19 protein-coding genes are annotated in these 16933 nt (G+C 41.7%); 9 read left to right on the top strand and 10 right to left on the bottom strand.

Going from position 1 to position 16933, the window contains the following annotated elements; genetic code table 11:
* Nucleotides 1–3: 3 nt before the first annotated feature.
* From ACPPVU_RS09355 to ACPPVU_RS09370, 4 genes are read right to left on the bottom strand one after another with little or no spacing between them, the layout of a single operon-like run.
* The gene (locus tag ACPPVU_RS09355) at nucleotides 4–444 is read right to left on the bottom strand and encodes an arsenate reductase ArsC (RefSeq protein WP_426671432.1); all 441 of its coding nucleotides are present in this window, start codon (nucleotides 442–444) and stop codon (nucleotides 4–6) included.
* On the bottom strand, nucleotides 441–872 hold the full coding sequence (gene arsN2, locus ACPPVU_RS09360; RefSeq protein ID WP_426671433.1) for an arsenic resistance N-acetyltransferase ArsN2: 432 nt from the start codon (nucleotides 870–872) through the stop codon (nucleotides 441–443). Before arsN2 ends, ACPPVU_RS09355 begins: the two co-directional genes overlap by 4 nt.
* Before the next feature lie 10 nt (nucleotides 873–882).
* Nucleotides 883–1443 (bottom strand): DUF6428 family protein, encoded by a 561-nt coding sequence (locus ACPPVU_RS09365; protein WP_426671434.1) that lies wholly within the window; start codon nucleotides 1441–1443, stop codon nucleotides 883–885.
* 48 nt (nucleotides 1444–1491) lie between these two features.
* Entirely contained in the window at nucleotides 1492–1821 is a 330-nt protein-coding gene (locus ACPPVU_RS09370; RefSeq protein ID WP_426671435.1) for an ArsR/SmtB family transcription factor, read from the bottom strand.
* A gap of 282 nt (nucleotides 1822–2103) precedes the next feature.
* On the opposite strand from ACPPVU_RS09370, the gene ACPPVU_RS09375 reads away from it, so the two are divergent.
* Nucleotides 2104–3540: a sensor histidine kinase gene (locus ACPPVU_RS09375; protein ID WP_426671436.1), complete on the top strand. Its 1437-nt coding sequence runs from the start codon at nucleotides 2104–2106 to the stop codon at nucleotides 3538–3540.
* A 174-nt stretch (nucleotides 3541–3714) separates the two neighbouring features.
* Here ACPPVU_RS09375 and ACPPVU_RS09380 read toward each other — a convergent pair whose 3' ends face one another.
* Nucleotides 3715–4098: a hypothetical protein gene (locus tag ACPPVU_RS09380; protein ID WP_426671437.1), complete on the bottom strand. Its 384-nt coding sequence runs from the start codon at nucleotides 4096–4098 to the stop codon at nucleotides 3715–3717.
* A gap of 208 nt (nucleotides 4099–4306) precedes the next feature.
* Between ACPPVU_RS09380 and ACPPVU_RS09385 the strand changes: the two genes are divergently transcribed.
* Nucleotides 4307–4489, top strand: coding sequence for a Pr6Pr family membrane protein (locus ACPPVU_RS09385; protein WP_426672191.1), 183 nt, complete (start codon nucleotides 4307–4309; stop codon nucleotides 4487–4489).
* Here the strand turns inward: ACPPVU_RS09385 and ACPPVU_RS09390 are convergent.
* Both ACPPVU_RS09390 and ACPPVU_RS09395 read right to left on the bottom strand, forming a co-directional pair.
* Nucleotides 4474–4965, bottom strand: a complete 492-nt coding sequence (locus ACPPVU_RS09390; RefSeq protein ID WP_426671438.1) for a hypothetical protein — start codon at nucleotides 4963–4965, stop codon at nucleotides 4474–4476. The genes ACPPVU_RS09385 and ACPPVU_RS09390 overlap by 16 nt on opposite strands.
* A 372-nt stretch (nucleotides 4966–5337) precedes the next feature.
* Nucleotides 5338–6696 carry a DUF1214 domain-containing protein gene (locus ACPPVU_RS09395; protein ID WP_426671439.1) on the bottom strand — a complete coding sequence of 453 codons (1359 nt, stop codon included), beginning with the start codon at nucleotides 6694–6696 and terminating at the stop codon, nucleotides 5338–5340.
* A 243-nt stretch (nucleotides 6697–6939) separates the two neighbouring features.
* Between ACPPVU_RS09395 and ACPPVU_RS09400 the strand changes: the two genes are divergently transcribed.
* The 4 genes from ACPPVU_RS09400 to ACPPVU_RS09415 all read left to right on the top strand — a co-directional run bounded on the left by ACPPVU_RS09400 (nucleotide 6940) and on the right by ACPPVU_RS09415 (nucleotide 10000).
* Nucleotides 6940–7344: a hypothetical protein gene (locus ACPPVU_RS09400; protein ID WP_426671440.1), complete on the top strand. Its 405-nt coding sequence runs from the start codon at nucleotides 6940–6942 to the stop codon at nucleotides 7342–7344.
* Nucleotides 7345–7395: 51 nt separating this feature from the next.
* Nucleotides 7396–8805 carry a DUF4403 family protein gene (locus ACPPVU_RS09405; RefSeq protein ID WP_426671441.1) on the top strand — a complete coding sequence of 470 codons (1410 nt, stop codon included), beginning with the start codon at nucleotides 7396–7398 and terminating at the stop codon, nucleotides 8803–8805.
* A 93-nt stretch (nucleotides 8806–8898) separates the two neighbouring features.
* A complete protein-coding gene (locus ACPPVU_RS09410; protein ID WP_426671442.1) occupies nucleotides 8899–9204 on the top strand; it encodes a hypothetical protein in 306 nt (101 codons plus the stop codon).
* 94 nt (nucleotides 9205–9298) lie between these two features.
* A complete protein-coding gene (locus tag ACPPVU_RS09415; protein ID WP_426671443.1) occupies nucleotides 9299–10000 on the top strand; it encodes an L-2-amino-thiazoline-4-carboxylic acid hydrolase in 702 nt (233 codons plus the stop codon).
* A gap of 204 nt (nucleotides 10001–10204) precedes the next feature.
* Here ACPPVU_RS09415 and ACPPVU_RS09420 read toward each other — a convergent pair whose 3' ends face one another.
* Together ACPPVU_RS09420 and ACPPVU_RS09425 are read right to left on the bottom strand one after the other, a co-directional pair.
* Nucleotides 10205–10390 carry a hypothetical protein gene (locus ACPPVU_RS09420; protein WP_426671444.1) on the bottom strand — a complete coding sequence of 62 codons (186 nt, stop codon included), beginning with the start codon at nucleotides 10388–10390 and terminating at the stop codon, nucleotides 10205–10207.
* 149 nt (nucleotides 10391–10539) lie between these two features.
* On the bottom strand, nucleotides 10540–11160 hold the full coding sequence (locus tag ACPPVU_RS09425) for a hypothetical protein (RefSeq protein WP_426671445.1): 621 nt from the start codon (nucleotides 11158–11160) through the stop codon (nucleotides 10540–10542).
* A gap of 319 nt (nucleotides 11161–11479) precedes the next feature.
* Between ACPPVU_RS09425 and ACPPVU_RS09430 the strand changes: the two genes are divergently transcribed.
* The 3 genes from ACPPVU_RS09430 (at nucleotide 11480) to ACPPVU_RS09440 (ending at nucleotide 15666) form a co-directional block, all read left to right on the top strand.
* Nucleotides 11480–13045, top strand: a complete 1566-nt coding sequence (locus ACPPVU_RS09430) for a carboxylesterase/lipase family protein (protein ID WP_426671446.1) — start codon at nucleotides 11480–11482, stop codon at nucleotides 13043–13045.
* Nucleotides 13046–13427: 382 nt separating this feature from the next.
* A complete protein-coding gene (locus ACPPVU_RS09435) occupies nucleotides 13428–14279 on the top strand; it encodes an N-acetylmuramoyl-L-alanine amidase family protein (protein ID WP_426671447.1) in 852 nt (283 codons plus the stop codon).
* 124 nt (nucleotides 14280–14403) lie between these two features.
* Nucleotides 14404–15666 carry a glycosyltransferase gene (locus tag ACPPVU_RS09440; protein WP_426671448.1) on the top strand — a complete coding sequence of 421 codons (1263 nt, stop codon included), beginning with the start codon at nucleotides 14404–14406 and terminating at the stop codon, nucleotides 15664–15666.
* A 113-nt stretch (nucleotides 15667–15779) separates the two neighbouring features.
* On the opposite strand, the gene ACPPVU_RS09445 is transcribed toward ACPPVU_RS09440, so the two are convergent.
* Complete coding sequence (locus tag ACPPVU_RS09445) at nucleotides 15780–16853, bottom strand: phosphopantetheine-binding protein (RefSeq protein WP_426671449.1); 1074 nt, start codon at nucleotides 16851–16853, stop codon at nucleotides 15780–15782.
* Between the last annotated feature and the right edge of the window lie 80 nt (nucleotides 16854–16933).

A 16933-nucleotide genomic window follows, 5' to 3' on the forward strand; every position in this document is an offset into this window, starting at 1 on the left:
GATTTAAATGGTTAATGAATTGTTATTTTCAGTCAGATGTTTGCTCACAAATACCTTGCTGTACACTTTTATCATATCACGCACCCGCCTGAACTCGTCCATCACTTCATCCGCGCTGCCTGTAGCCTTTGCCGGGTCGGGGAAGTTTTGATGAAAGCGCTGCATTTTGCCGGGAATGTAAGGGCAATTCTCGTTCGCATTATCACAAACGGTTATTACGTAATCAAAAGGGATATCCAGGTATTCGTTCACGTTATTGGAGGTGTGTTTGGATATATCAATATGATCCTCGGCCATTACCTGGATGGCTTTTGGATTTACGCCGTGGGTTTCTATCCCGGCGCTATAGATTTTGGCTTTCTCGCCTGCAAAATGCTTTAAATAGCCTTCGGCTATCTGGCTGCGGCAACTGTTGCCGGTGCATAGTATTAAGATGTTTTTCATGTTGATAAGGTCTTTTTCATTACAATGGCTGTTTGCGGACAGGCATAACTAAACTCTGATGATTGCTGCACTTCGGCAGGTACATCCGCACGCGTTATTTTTGTATAATTCTTCCGGTCGAAATATTCCGGTGCTGTTTCTGTCAAAAGGAAGATCGATTTTAACCCTTTTGAACCGGCCAGTGTTTCAATCTGCTGAAGGAGTTCATTGGCGATGCCTTGGCCGCGCAGGGCAGGGCTTACCGCCAGGGAACGCAATAATCCGTAGTCGCCATAAACTTCCAACCCAGCGGCACCAATCACGTCATAGTTTTGGATAGCAACTATAAAATTATCCAATGATGCCGGCAGATCATCCACCGGCAATTTTTCTGACGACAGTAAAGACGTAATGCTTTGCCGATAATTGGTTGCTTCTTTAATTTCCATGGGTTTTATTTTAGCAACATCCTGAGCCGGGTGTGCAGCAAGCATCCGCAGCAACAGCGAGGTTCTTTAATTCTACCTTTTGTTTTGCAGGTGCGCAACATTCTTCGCCTGTGGCAGTTGTACCGCAGCTTCCGCCGCGTTCTATGGCTTTGCACTGAACAGTATCTGGCCTCAGATCAATAACCAGGTTTTCGCCATTTGCAGTAATGGTATTAGGAAACATCTGCCGGGTATCAAATTCAGAATTACCGAACTCTATTTTTACCGTTCCATTAGTATCTAAAGGCAACATCTTTTCTACTATATCTACAATAGATAGCGCTTTGTTTACCTTCATGGGGCGTAATTGCTGCTGTTCTTCGGGTACCCAAAGCTGTACGATGATCTCTGTCCACTCATTCTTCACACCGCCGCAGTCGACAGATACAATGGGCGCCTGTTTAATTTCGGTGATATGATAGGAGGGGGATACCCATTGATTTTCGGCATATTGAAACTGGAGGTCGAGTGTTGGGTTTTGTATCAACGTTTCTTTAAACGGTCCCCATTTGATGGCTTCTGGTTTGTTCATGATTATTTGATTTAATTGTAATATTACGATTGATATAAATAATTTTTTTTAACAGCACTTACCCGGATCGGCATACGACCCGAAAAATGCATTCAATTCTTTTTGTAATAATTTCCAGGCATTGGGCTCAATACAATAGCAAACGCTTACACCTTCGATGGTGCCTTGTATTAGCCCGGCATTTTTAAGTTCTTTTAAATGCTGCGATATGGTAGCTTGTGCAAGGCCCAGGTCATCAACCAGATTGCCGCAAACACAGGCATTAGCTTTGATGATCTGCTGCAAAATGGCAATGCGTGCCGGATGAGCCAATGCTTTCAGCATAATGGCCAATTGGTTTTGCTCTTCAGTAAATATTTCCGTTTTTGTTAAGCCCATAAATCAATCGCAATATTACGATTTGTTTATGGATTGTCAACTATATTTTTTACTTTTTATAATATTTATTATTTCTTAAAAAGCAATATTGGTATGTTTGTTTAAGTATAAATATAATTATGAAAATATTCGTAACCACCATAAAGCACAATAAAATGGGACACTAATCGCGGTTTTTTGTTTAATAATGAATGCTTTATACTATTTGCATGGTTAAATATATATTTGTAGCATGGAATAGTCGGGAATATATAATATCATAATAGTTAATAACTACCTCAATTGAAAGACAAGCCAACATACACTATAGACAGGCTTACATCATTAATAAAAAAAAGGGTGCTAATTTTACTGCTGGTAATGGGTGTGGCATCTGCAGCCATTATTGTGGTTAACTATTATTCTATCAGGATGCTGTCGGGCACAAGGGCCTATATTAATGGTGAGTCGGAATATTCAAAAGGGCAAAAGGATGCTTCGGCCTATCTTATCAATTACATTTATTTCGGAAACGAGCATGATTACAAATTATTTGAGCGGGCAATAAGCATACCCAAAGGCAATTATATAGCCAGGCTGGCTTTAACTTCTGCCAACCTTAATGTTGAACTTGCCAAAATAGGGTTTTTGAAGGGGAAAAATAATCCCAAAGATGCCGACGAGATGATATGGCTTTTTAAGAATTTTAAGAACCTGGCCATGTTTGAAAAAGCGATAGGGATATGGAAGGCTGGGGACACTATGGTTGATGAACTTGATCGTATTGGTATACAGGCTCATGTAAAAATAAAAAATGGAAAGCTATCGGAAGATGATAAGAAGGCGATGATATTGGCCACTAATGATAACTCGGCCAAAATGACCTTAAAAGAAGAAGCCTTTTCTCAAACACTGGGAAATATCAGCCGTAAGGTTAATGTTTTTGTATTTGTGACTAACGTGCTTATCACGCTGGTGATTGTATTCACTTCGTTGTCGTCAGCTGCTATCATGATCAGGAGGCTGGACAACTCCAAAAAGAAAATTATGGAGCAGAATGATAACCTGCAGGTGATCAACGCAGGGCTGGATAAATTTGTGTTCAATGTAACGCACGACCTGCGTTCGCCGTTGGCTGCATTATCGGGACTTATAGACCTGATAGATGAGGAGACCGACCCAAAGCAGATAAAAGCCTATAGGCTGATGATGAGGGATAGTTTGGAGAAGCAGGACCGCTTTATTAATGAAATGCTAACGTTTATCAAAAGCAAACACATTGGGGTAAGCAAGACAGAGTGCAACCTTACTACTATAGTTGACAATGTAATAACACAAAACAATTCTTACAACGGCGGCAAGGGGGTGAAGTTTTATAAAGAACTGGAGCTTACACAAGTGCTAACCGATGCGCTTAAACTGCAGGTGATACTAAATAACCTGGTATCCAACTCTGTTAAATACAGCGATCCGAATAAACCAGAGCGATGGGTAAAGGTTAAAACTTACCGTTCGGATACACATATGATTATAGAGGTGGAGGATAATGGTTTGGGCATACGCCCCAAAGATCAGGAACGTATTTTTGATAAGTTTTACATGTCAGGCGAGAATAAAAAGAGCTCGGGTATTGGTCTGTACCTGGTTAAAGATGCCGTAACACAGCTTAATGGTAAAATAGAAGTATATTCGGAACCCGGTATAAGCAGTAAGTTTAAAGTGAGTATTCCTTTCTGCTAATCTTTTAGCCCCAACGTAGTTCGGCAGTTAAAAAAGAAAATCCCGTTAATTTTATAAAGAGTAAGCTGGTTATTTCTTTAAGAGACAAATAAAGAAATAATCAGCTTACTAATTGGTAATCGTCGCATTGCAAAATGCAATAATTAAGAAAACTGCTCATATATCAAATCCAGGTTAATATATTAAAAGCGCCTGTGAGCTTGCAAGCGGAATAAGCACATTTAAGTTAGCGCGAGGACCATTTATAGGCGCTAACCCACCCCATGAAATAGTATGGGAAGTATAGCTACTTGCGCCTGCAGGATATATTTCTACATTGTAAGCACCTGCTTTAACTGAAATTACCTGCCTGCTATTTGCTTGTATATCAACAGTGGATTTGGTAGTCCCTTGAAATGATACTTCGTAGGGAGTAGAAGAATTATTGATCATGCTGACGGCAACCAATGAATCCTGTGGTTGTATTTCTTTTGACTGTTGAACCAAGGGTTCTTTCTGGCAAGATGCAGCCAGTAGAACGATGAATAGTACGAATGGGGAATAAATGAGATTTTTCATGATGACTTAATTTTTAATTGTTTAAGAAAAATGTTAAACTATGTCCAGACTTGTCTCATTAGTCGCAAAGTGCATTCCCCGGGGAAACATCTTTTATGAAAACTATTGGTAAATAGAAAGAGCCAGGTATTGGCCTGTACCTGGTTAAGGATTCCTGTTAAAAAGAGATCATCATTTTGCTATTAAATAAAGCATATCGCGAATTTTAATACGCGGTGCATTCTCGGGCTATTACCCTTACCCGTTTGTAGATGTTACCAAACCAGGATATCCGCAGGCGCTATTGAACTGCCTGGGTATAGCTGTGGCTTTTGTTATTATTTCGCTATTATTTGTTGGGATTGATAAACTGATAGGCAAAGATCTGCCAGGTAATTATCGGGCTTTATAATCCACCTTTTTTGCTGAAGCTGTTTTATTGGACATTAGTTTAACAGCGATCACATTTTTAAGTATCAGCAATCCGGTGATCACATAAATATTAAAAAGCGTGCTGATATTATCCGCAATCGTAGTCATGTGTATATTGTTATACATGATCATGATAAATATTTGCAGCGGCCATATTAAATAATCAACAGCTATAGAGATGATGAGTTGTTTGGCGGTTTTGGTATGATAAATATCCAGCAGGAAACGGTTTGCCAGGTAGCAGAAGATGGAAAGTATCAGCAGTAAAAAGTAAAGCTCCTTGGTGAAATTTGGCCCCGCCTCGTACCGTACTTTGGCGAATTTATAGATAAACCCATGAAACCAATAGTTGATGGTGGTATATATTAACAACCAATAGAAAGCGGCAACGCCAAGCAATTGTAATAAATAATTAAGAATGGTAGAGGCAATACTGTCGCGGTTATCAGTTTTCATATTCATTATCTAAGTGCTATAAAATTGGTGCACCAAACTATAAAATATTTATGAAAAATAACAATGAGATTTTACTCACCACCTGGTATCCCCCTCTGCTATGCAAAGAGTTGGTGAGAAAAAGAAAAAAAGCCAGTCTCTCTTTCCGCGCAGCAAAGATCGGGTGAGTCAAATGGGCATTGCCTGCGGCCGGGCCCATATCTTTATATTTATATAAAATCAGAAAAAAGAAGGCACTTTGCGGGCTGGTCCGGTTAGTTATAAAGCGTGACATTTCCCTAACAGTAAAGTGGTGATCATACCTCGTACCAGGAAGAACCAAAGTGGTTTGTGGACAGGGTTTTGCCGTTTTTGGAGAGGTAATTTAACCGCCTACTTCACCTTATGTATAGCAGCCGGGAACCATTTGCCCTGCAGCACCGGGTCTTTAGAAACATACATCCGGAATGTAAGCGCAAAGCCTTTACCTTTGGGGGTTGGCAGCCAGTTTGTTTGCGGTATATCTTTTGGCATTTTGGATGCAAGCCAGATGCTTACGGACTCATCATCATTGCTTTTTAAGCCAGACAGATTATTGATATTATATCGTTTTATAGAATTCTTGACCACCCTGTAATCCGGCACACTATAAAGTGTGACCGACCAGAATGCGTTGACCATTGTGCCAGGTAAACTGTCTTTTGAGAAACAGATCTCGTACACATTATCGCCCGATAATGGCTCTTTGCCGCTATCGGTCAACCCAACAAAATAGATGGCTTCCTGTATTGCATTGGCCCATAAACCGCCATAATTGATAATGTCGCGCGCCATCATATCATCCCCGAAATTCCCCGCTACGTAGGATACAGACCAGCCACCTTTTTGCGTACCGAACCCTTTTGCACCTGCCAGGAATGCGGGGATAGCCCTGGCAACCACAATGGAATCAACCCGTCTTTTTTCATTTGGACCGCTGCTATTGTAGATGGCTACTTTTTCGGCGGTGGCCTGCAGGTCTTTAGCTTTTGGCATTTTATCGGGATAGGAGGACAGCACTTCTTCCACCTTATCGAAGATTGCACCGCCTATAGGTTTTTGCGATGTAAACTCAGGTATGTTAACAGGCGAATCGATCCTGATGCTATCGGGTACGGTTAAAGTGAACTGCTTCTGCAATTTTTTTGCTATGGCCGGGGTGTCTTTCAGCTCGACCCGGGCCAGCATTTTAATTTTTGCTGAAGGCAGTTCTATCTTTACCGCATCGGATGGTATAGGTGGGTTGGTTCCTTTGATACAAAGTGCAAATTTTCCGTATGGTGTTTTCGGGTAGTTCCTTTCGTTAATGTTGGTGATCACCTCGCCCCAGCCGTCCAGCAATTCGACGGTATAATACCTGTTTTCTATTTTGGGGATATTAAGGATAACGGCATGGGTGCTGTCGACTGCAATCCACGATTCCAGGTTAGCAACATCCAAATTGGGGTTTACAAACTGGGCCGAGCCAAGCGGATTATATTTAATCTTATTATAACCCACCCGCTCCGTATTGATATCATGATTTTCCTGTTGGATAACCAGGTAACGGCCATACAAATAGGTATAGGCATCAACAATTTCCTGGTCGGATACAGGTACTGTATCTTTTTCAATGCTTTTTTGTGCCGGATGGTTTGATTTACAGCCTGGTAAATACACACAGGAAAGCAATATTAAAAGCAGGGTCAACGGGGTTTTGTAATAGTTTCTCATAGGTAAAGGATTTTGGTTTATGAAAATATTGCAAGCGGCCCCGCAATAGCTACGCTAAACGCAATAGATAATAGCTATACTAAATTAGAGCAGAATAAAAGCCTGGACGAATTATCAGATATCTAACAGGTTGCATTTTATAATTTGGAACATGTGGAAATCTAAAACAGGCAATGCCGAACCTACAGGCACCTTATCTGCGTAAAAAGAACCTATATTAGCGCGCTTAAAAACTAGATCATAATGAAACAATCTACCACCAGATTTATAATGATATTGAGTGCTATATTCCTGGCTACTATGGGACTTAGCCTCACTTTTCTTCCAACTGAAATCGGTGAACTTACTGGGATAAACCCTGATAAAACTTTCACAGTGATATTGCAGATAGTGGGTGCCCTGTATTTTTCGTTTGCTATGCTCAACTGGATGGCGAAGGGAACTATTATCGGCGGCATTTATAATAAGCCGGTATCCATTGCTAACCTGACACACTTTGTTATCGGCGGCCTGGCTTTGATCAAATTATTGCTGAATAATCATGAACTGCCTTATCCAATCTGGATATTGGCCGGCATCTATACTGTTTTCGCTGTATTGTTTGGGGTGATATTTTCCAAAAATCCGGTGGCTGAGAGGAATGATTGACCTGTAAATCCCAAACCTTTATTATTTTTACCCATTGATATCCCCTAAACAATGATACTTAAACCCAGACAATTTTTCGCGGTGGTAATGTTGCCGTTTGTGCTTTACTCCTGTGCTACAGTTAAGCCTCTTGCTCCGGCAAACACCGGGGTTGATATCCCGAAGTTGGTACAGCCTGTTTCCAATCTCGAAGTGCCAGTTTTTGTCGACCTGAAAAACTATTTTGTACAGGCCGAAAACTCGGTGCCTACTAAGTACTCTGATAACCAGCAGCCCTGTGAGGGATTGCGTTACAACTATGTTTTTACCCGTACGCCTTTTACTATTACCGGCGGCAGCAACAATACCGTGAACCTGAAATTTGTGGGCAGTTATGGCTTTAGTGCATCTTATTGTGCTAAGTGCTCTACGCTGTTAGGGTCCGGTGCGCAGTGTATTGTGCCTACCGTATCGGCGCAGTGTGGTTGGGACGGTGAGACGCCGCGCAGGATGGAGATAGCCTATAAATCCACCATTAATGTGATGCCGGATTATCATTTACGTTCTAAAACAGTCTTATATCCCACCCCAAAACCGCTGGACCGTTGTAACGTATTTATGGGGAATATTGACGTTACTGACCGCTTAATTGAATACATTAACCAGCCACTGAACGATCTGGGCAAACAGGTGGACGCCAAAATTGCCGCCTATAACATCAGGCCGATGGTGGAGGAACTATGGAAAAACATTGCTACCGAAATGAAGGTGGGTGATGTGGGCTACGTATCCATCAATCCGCAGTCGGTGCGGTTAAGCAGTTTTAATCTGAATGGCTCACTGCTTAATTTCTCGGTGGGATTGTCGGCAACGCCTGTTGTTACTACGGTGAGTAATCCCCAGCCAGTAAAGCCGTTGCCAAACCTGAGCACCTATACACCTGCCAATGGCTTTAATGTTTACCTGGACCTGTTAGAGAATTACGATCACCTCAGCAAAATGGTGAATGAGCAGGTAGTCGGCCAAAAAATGGATGTGGCAGGTAAAGAGTTTGTGGTGACCAACACCAAAGTGTGGGGCGTTGGCAAACAGATAGCTATGCAGATAGATTTTACAGGATATAGCACAGGCACCATTTACCTGGTTGGCACGCCGACTTACGACCCGGCTACACACATCATATCCTTCCCTGATCTGAGCTTTGACCTGCAAACAAAAGCATGGATGCTTAAAGCTGCCAAATGGATGTTTACCGGTAAAATAACCAATACCATACGCGAACGGGCTTTCTATAACCTTACCCAATTTATTACCGATAGCAAAAAACGTCTGCAAAAAGAACTAAGCCGCGATTTAGGCAACAATATCCGCTCGGAAGTGACGATAAAGGATTTGGATATACAGGCGATCTACCCGACTAGTGAGAAACTGATCATCAGGACGTTGTCTGATGGGCAGTTGAAGGTGAAAGTGGCGATGTGAGGCTGTAGTTGAAAACTACAGGCATAGAGCGGAGCGAGATCATTTTTCTGACGATCAGATGCTTAAGCAGTAAAAAAAAAGTTAACAAGTAATATGGAAGAGAAAGCTGTCGACAAATTGTTTGAATTGATATCGGCTATTGTAAAAAGACCTGCTATGTATCAGGTTTCCAAAGTTGAAGATATATATTTGGTGATTTTTGGCTATTTAGCCGGTAGCAAATATGAACTTCTAAATATATTTCATGAGAACTTTAGAATATTTGTAAATGAACATTTTAAAGAAGACTTTGTATCAAAAAGTGATTATGACTGGCCAAGGTTGATTCGCTTTTATTCCGCTGGCGATAAGCACTCCATCGAGCTATTCGGACAATTGTTTGAACAGTTTAAAGGGTAGACTGTAAAACTCCCGCTGGGGCTGACCTTTTTGGTCAGCCCCAGCGAGCAAGACTTCGAACAGCAGGGAGGACCGTAATAATTTTCATAAATTTGTGTACAAGCAGTTAACTTCTGTTGCCGAACCCGTTGACATTTGGTTAACTGTTTATTTTATACACAAGACAATGAAGGGGAATTCGGCTTATAAATATTTCTTTAAAAAGGCCATTAACCAGCATTTTCCGGACACCTCCGTCGTATTGATAGCTGAAGTTGAAGAGCGATTCGCCGAATTGTCTAAAGACACAAAGTTTGCGGCTAAATCAACCAATCCAATAGATAGGAGGCTTGACTTCTCAGCCTATTTTTTGGCCCTGATAAAGGTTCTTGAAAACAAAGGCTTATCCTATGAGCAAATAAGGGCTATTTGTATCGAGATCACCATTGACTTTGTTTCGCCCAAAAACTTTATCCAGAAATGGTTGAAGCAGCTTCCTCCAAAACTGGTTGGATTGAAAATAGCTAGGGGATTTTTAAATACACTGAATAAGAAAGTTAGCGTAAAGGGAAACCCAGACGGATTCAGAGCAGTGATCTTAACAGATAAAAGGGAGACTTATGATTTGGGATATGGAGTAGATATTTTGGAATGCGGCATTTGTCAACTATTTCAAAAACACCAGGCAAATAAATATGCATCCATTTTATGCGAGGTGGACAAAGTAACCTCCGGATTGGCCGGGCTTGAATTAATAAGAAAAGGTACCATTGCTAATGGCGCGGAAAAATGTGATTTTAGGTTTAAAAAGAAGTAAAAATGCTGAAAGCTGAAAGTTGGATGCTTATTCTTGCTATGGTGGCGTGGGTGCCCCGTTAGTCTGGATTTATAATCCCTGGCTAAAAAACCAAGGGATTTGTAACCTCAGTACCTAAATTTTTTCGTGGATTGCAAATCCACAATTATCAGGGTCGGAGATTATAAATCCCGATCAACGATGGGACAGATAAGCGAACCGATCTTAACTTTCAACGTAACCAGCGTCAGAATCGGTTTTCTTTTTTATCATAGAACGCCATAACTCTAACACTTGATTTTGATATTTCCGCACCCGTTCTATAGCTTCACCCTCTTCGTCCTTTTCGCATAGTGGCCTGTCTGTTTTGATTCGATTTTTGTCGCCAATATCATTATTGGCTTTTTCCATGATAATCATAACTAAATGCTTTAACTACCCTAAAATTACGCAAGAATAATGATTTAAAGAATGATCATAGTCATATTAATAAATGAGATGTATTACATTGCAAGATGAAAGTGGCAAATGCTTTAAGTTATAAGTTGTAGTTAATGCACTCATTTAAAAAGTCTCATCACCCTCAACTTATTATATTGCTGTATCAGTATGGGGCAAACATTATAGATCACATTTACCACCAGGATTAAAACGGCTGCTATATATCGCTGACTGATAAGCGCATGAATAACGGTGAGTACAAAGAATATAAAACAAAGCAGATGATACCGCTCGTACATATTAATTGTGTTAAGGTATTGGCGCGCCTGCGTACGATCTTTAATGAGCCTATATTCAGGATTGTTTTTGCGGATGGCCTGGTTAACATAAGTGCCATTTTGAACAAATTTTTGGATGAACTTTACACCCAGGTTTTCATAAAACGCTGTACTGTTGCTTAGTTGAAAATAGCGGAAAATACTGCCGGGCAGCAAAGCGATGATCAAACTGAATAAAGCAAAAACATAAAGCCAGAAAGTAGGCTCACCTATCCAATAAGTAAGCACAGGCATAAAGCAGAGGATGGTCCAAAAAAAGTTGACAAACTGGTTAATGGCCTGGTTTTTCAAATGATGATGATCTTTTGATGCTGATATGGCTAATTTAATCAAAAGTAGCTCACTAAAAATACTCGAAGGGCGTGTACTGAAATTTGCAGGAGATGTAGCAAGGTGTTGCACTACGTTATACCCCGAAAAGATGAAAGGGAAACAGCCGTACACTAATGCGCAACCATCTCCCCTAATTAATTTAACTTATGTCAAATATAGTAATAAATACTGAATTAAATCTGTATAAATGCGATTTTTTTTAGTTAAAAACAGTGTTTTTGAACCGTTTTTAAATACGGTATTTATGACAACCCCGGATTTATAATAACAGGGCAATAAATCGACCCTCTTTGCGACGCGGGTGCGTCCACTTTTTCTTTTTTGATTTCTGAGAAACAAATATTAGATTGCGTCAAACCGACACATTTACACCCTTTTATTTATCGTAATGAAGAAACTTACTAATCTAATCTTGGGCGCTTTGATCTTGTCAGCGTTTGTCTTTTTTTATTCGTTTGTTAGCACTAAATCGCCTTTAGCAGAAGTGCGTACCGAGGCTGGACTGGTTTCAGGCCTAGCAAATAGTACCGGGGATGTAACTGCTTATAAGGGTATCCCGTTTGCTGCACCGCCGGTTGGTGATCTGCGCTGGAAGGCCCCTGAGCCGGTAAAGCACTGGGACGGTGTACGTAAATGTGATGCTTTCGGCCCAAGTCCAATGCAGGAAAAGCCAACGCCGTTTATGGTTTATACTTCTGAGTTTTTAATACCCGAAACACCCATCAGCGAAGATTGCCTTTACCTGAATGTGTGGACAAACGCTAAGACCCAGGCAGATAAAAAGCCTGTTTTTGTATGGATATACGGCGGCGGTTTCGGCAGTGGCGGCAGTGCATGCCCGATATATGATGGTGAGGCGATGGCTAAAAAAGGAGTGATATATGTATCCATCAATTACAGGGTAGGGGTTTTCGGTTTCCTGGCGCATCCGGAACTGACCAAAGAGTCGGGCGGAAAAGCGTCCGGCAATTATGCACTGCTTGATCAGATCGAAGCCTTAAAATGGGTAAAGAAAAATATTGCTGCTTTTGGCGGTGATCCGGATAACGTGACTATCGGCGGGCAGTCGGCGGGCTCAATGAGCGTGAATTGCCTGGTGGCATCGCCGCAGGCAAAAGGATTGTTTAACGGAGCCATTGCCGAGAGCGGATCATTTTTAATTAAAAATCCTTTGCTCCCTGCCACAACACTACAAAGCGCAGAGGAGCAGGGGGTGAAACTGGCCGGAAAAGCCGGCACAAAATCACTGGCCGAAATGCGTGCCATGCCCGCTGATGAAGTGATGAAGAAGTTTAACGGCCGTTTTACACCTATTGTTGACGGCTATATACTGCCCAAAGCAATACCCGATATTTTTGCCGAAGGCAAGCAGAACCACGTACCACTGATTACCGGTTGGAACTATGACGAATTTGGCGCACCTGCCAAGAGCAAGGAAGATTTTAAGAAACAGGCACAACAGCAATACGGTGCCGACGCGGAGATATTTTTAAAGTATTTCCCTGCCGAAACGGATGAACAGGCCAAAGATTCGCAAGACAGATTGGGCAGGGATATGGTTTTTGCTTTATCAGGCTACAAATGGGCCAACATACAAAGTGAGGCGCCCAATTCACCGGTTTATGTTTATAATTTTGACCGTAAAGTACCTGCAACCGGTAATATGGTGAAATATGGTGCCTTCCACACAGCCGAGGTGCCTTACATGATGGACAACCTTAAATTTCTGAATAACCGCCCGTTTGAACCTGCCGATAATGCGCTGGCAAAACTGATGGCTGATTATTGGGTTAACTTTATAAGCACCGGGAATCCAAACGGAAATGGCCTGCCTGAATGGCCAAAATACAATACCAGCCAGTACCAGGTAAAAGTATTTGATGCAAAATCAGAAACGAAAGCTTTGCCGGAAAAAGATGGACTTGATTTTTTATTATCAAAAGCAGGAAAGTGATGGAACAATAAAACGGCAGGAGCACTATGAACAACTACTTTGACTCCCGCCGTCCCTTATCAAAGTTCAACCATTATAAATACGATAAGCCGAGCGGATTGGTTGTCTGGGTATAAGATTTTTTTTAGCGATAAAATAACGGCAGGGGCACAATTAATCCACCTCTGCCGTCCCCTTATCAATGATCTGACCCCAGATCATTAGCGTTCAACCTTTTGACAGGTCTATAACATGTACGGCCGGAAACCCTAAATGGTTGCCTGCCGCGATATTTTTTTGTTTAATAAGCCTATATTATTATTCTTATTAGCATTGTTTTATTTTTTTCAAAAACATAATATGGATAACACACTTATTAGTTAAAATTGCACTCAAATTAGGTATGGTCGTTCAAAACTTATCACTTTCTAAAATATTTGCGTTTATTGTTTTTATTACGATATCAGCCTTCTGCCTTAATACTTCGGCCCAAACCAAAACGAAACATCATAAAAAAACTACTGAAGTAAGCCATACAGCACCTGTATTTAAGTTCAGAACAATTATTATTGATGCCGGGCATGGCGGTAAAGACCCCGGTGCACATGGCGCTTATTCGAAAGAAAAGAATGTTGCTTTGGCCATCGCCAAAAAACTAAGAACTTCCATAAATAAACAATTGCCATCAATAAATACGGTAATGACCCGCAGGACAGATGAGTTTATCGAGCTGCACCGCCGGGATGATATTGCCAGCGCGAACAAGGGTAACCTGTTTATATCCATCCACTGCAATGCCTCGCCGCAAAAAGTGAGTGATGAGCGCGGTGTGCTTTTGCTGGTATATGGTTATCACCGAAAAGATGAGCAATTGGAAGCTTTAAGGGAGAACTCATCCATCTTTATCGAAAAGAATTACAAAACCAAGTACAGTGGTTACGGGCAAAACAGCGCGGTTAATACCATCGTATTAAGTAACTATCAGCAAAAATACCGTACGGAGTGCATTCGCTTTGCGGACCTGGTGAATAAGGAATTTAAGACAGTCGACGGTCGCCACAGTCTCGGTGTAAAGGAGCAGGGCGTACTGGTGTTGCAGCAAAGCGCCATGCCGGCGGTACTGGTAGAGACCGGCTTTATCAATAACCCCAAAGACGAAGCCTACCTTAACTCTCAGGATGGGCAGTATGCTATTGTGCATTCTATCGTGCGCGCTATTAAGAAGTATAAAGCGAGTTTTGAGGAACAGAAGTAAATGCTCATTGAAAAAAGGGTGTCATGGGTAGCTCCGTCGAAGCATGGTGAGATGGCCTTACCGCACACCCTTGACAGGCTCAGGGTGACATCCATCATTAGAATAATATTCACCATATTTGACCATGAACATTGGCATTTTTACCTATGGCACGCGCGGTGATGTGCAACCCTATATTGCTTTGGCTTTGGGGCTTTCGGACAAAGGACACAACGTAACTTTAGGGGCGCCGGAAAACTTTAAAGAACTGGTTGAGGGCTTCGGGCTAACTTTCCATCCGCTTTATGGTAATGTAGAAGAAAAGATGAACTCGCCCGAAGGACAAAGCGTATTGCAGACGGAGAACACCATTAAGCTGATGAAGTATTTTTTTAAAGTGCTTAACTCTTTCAAAACGCCGTTGCGGAAAAGCTATATCGATGGCATCAGTAAAGTGGATGTAATTATTGCCAATTCGGCTACGCTCCATACGGTGAGTGCTATTGCAGAAAAGCAAAACAAAAAGGTCGCTTATAGCTACTTTATGCCTCCTGTGGCTGCAACAGCCGAGTTCCCTATAAGTGATTTTGACTTTCTGAATTTCCCATGGTATAACAAATTGACCTATAAGCTGGCCCATACTTTTTACTGGAAATTTGTAAAGAATGAAGCCAACGAGTTGAGACAGGAATTGGGGTTGCCCATACTAAAAGAAAATCTTCTGTATTACATCGACAGGCAAAAAGTGCTGGATCTGCATTGTATCAGCCCAACCCTGATCCCCCAACCAAAAGATTGGGAGCCTCATCATAAAATAACCGGGTTTTTAACTGTTCCTGAACAGAAAAGGGAAGACCACTTGATGGATAAGATTCCGGCAGAGTTAAGCACATGGCTGGATGAGGGAGATAAGCCGATCTACATGGGTTTCGGCAGTAACGGTATTGGTAATGCGGATAAGTTTGTAGCTGCTATAAATGGCATCATTACCCAAACCAATGAGCGGGTGTTATTTTGTACGGGCTGGTCGCAGTTTGATCATCTGCCCAAGCATAAAAACCTGTTTGTAACCAAATATGTAAACCACGAGGCAATATTGCCAAAATGCAAGCTGGGGATATTCCATGGTGGTGCGGGTACGCTGGCGGCTATGCTCAGGCACAAATTGCCGGTCATCATTATTTCTTTTTATACCGATCAGCCAACCTGGGGTAAGATCATCGAAAGGATGAAACTGGGTGCTCATATTCCCCTAAAAAAGCTGACCACACAAAGGCTACTGGCTGCAATAGAGGCAGTGCAGCAACCATTAGTAAAGCAAAATGCAGCAGCGGTAGGGGATAAGATCAATAGTGAAGATGGATTGGGTAATGCGATAAAAGCGATTGAAGAGTATTTTGCGATGTAAGCCTCATCCCAACCCTTCTCCAAAGGAGAAGGGCTTAAAAAATCTCACATTGGATAGTCAAAGTCCTCTCCTTTGGAGAGGATTTAGGTGAGGCTAACCACTCACTCACTCAACTATTTCAAATACGATTCCACAATATCTGTAACTTCCTCAACGGCTGGTTTTTTAAAGAAATCGTTATGTTTAGTGTCTATTATTTTTACGATAACCTTCCCGTTCACGTACTCCTGCCATAGTTTTGGGAAGATGGAATTTCTGTAAACCTGCGCCTTCTTATATTCTGAGGGGTGACCATCAGGACTTGTCTCGTAGATCAAAATCAGGTCACCATTGTATTTAGCGCTCGTTTCGTAATGCTCGTGTATCTCCAGTATTTTCTTTTGGGTATCGATATCTACCTTGATCTCCTGTTTCTCATGGTCGCCTTTGATTAACAGTTTTACGAAGTGAGGGAAACGGTTGAATAAATATTTGACCTTAAGACCCATATTTATACTGGTGAATATCCTCACCTCATCACGCATCCTGCGACTGAGCAAAGCACCTTTTGGCGGGAATGCAGGATAATGACTTATTACCGCTAATAATTCAACTTTATCATTTGCCTGCTGCATTTGTATGCCCACTTCCAGTATGGTTCTTGCGCCCAGGCTGTATCCAAGCAAGGCATAAGGGCCGGCAGGTTGAATGGATTTAATGGCATCAATAATATACCGGGCGTAATCCTGTACGGTCTTAAAAGGAAAGTCTTCGGTATCTTCTGTATAGAGGATGCCATACAGCGGGCTGGTGCCTTCGTAATGATCAACAAACTCGTTAAATATGGTGGGATAACTACTCCACGGCGGAAATATGAACAAGGGAGTGCCTTCGCCTTGCTTTAGTAACACTATCGGGCTTACTTCTTCTGTGGTGCTTGTTTCCAGTTTTGCCGCCAATTGTCTGATAGTAGGTTGCTGATATATACTAACCAAACGCAAATTACTGCCGAATTGTTTATTGATCCGGTTGATAATTTTTATCACCGTTAAAGAGGTGCCGCCCAGGTCAAAAAAATCATCATCAATGCCAACACGCTCAATATCCAGCATATCCTGCCAGATGTCTGCCAGTGTTTTTTCGGCTGCTGAGGCCGGTATTGCAAAATCCCCTTTTTTCAGGTGATAGCGTTCTGTCAATTTTTCCATTATTATTTAACGAGAAATGCCTAAATAGCTGCTTTATTTGCTTGTGTTTGCTTAACTTGCTCTTCAAACAAGTCCTATTA

Origin of the sequence: Mucilaginibacter sp. McL0603 (genome assembly GCF_049992945.1) — a bacterium.
Lineage (GTDB): Bacteria > Bacteroidota > Bacteroidia > Sphingobacteriales > Sphingobacteriaceae > Mucilaginibacter.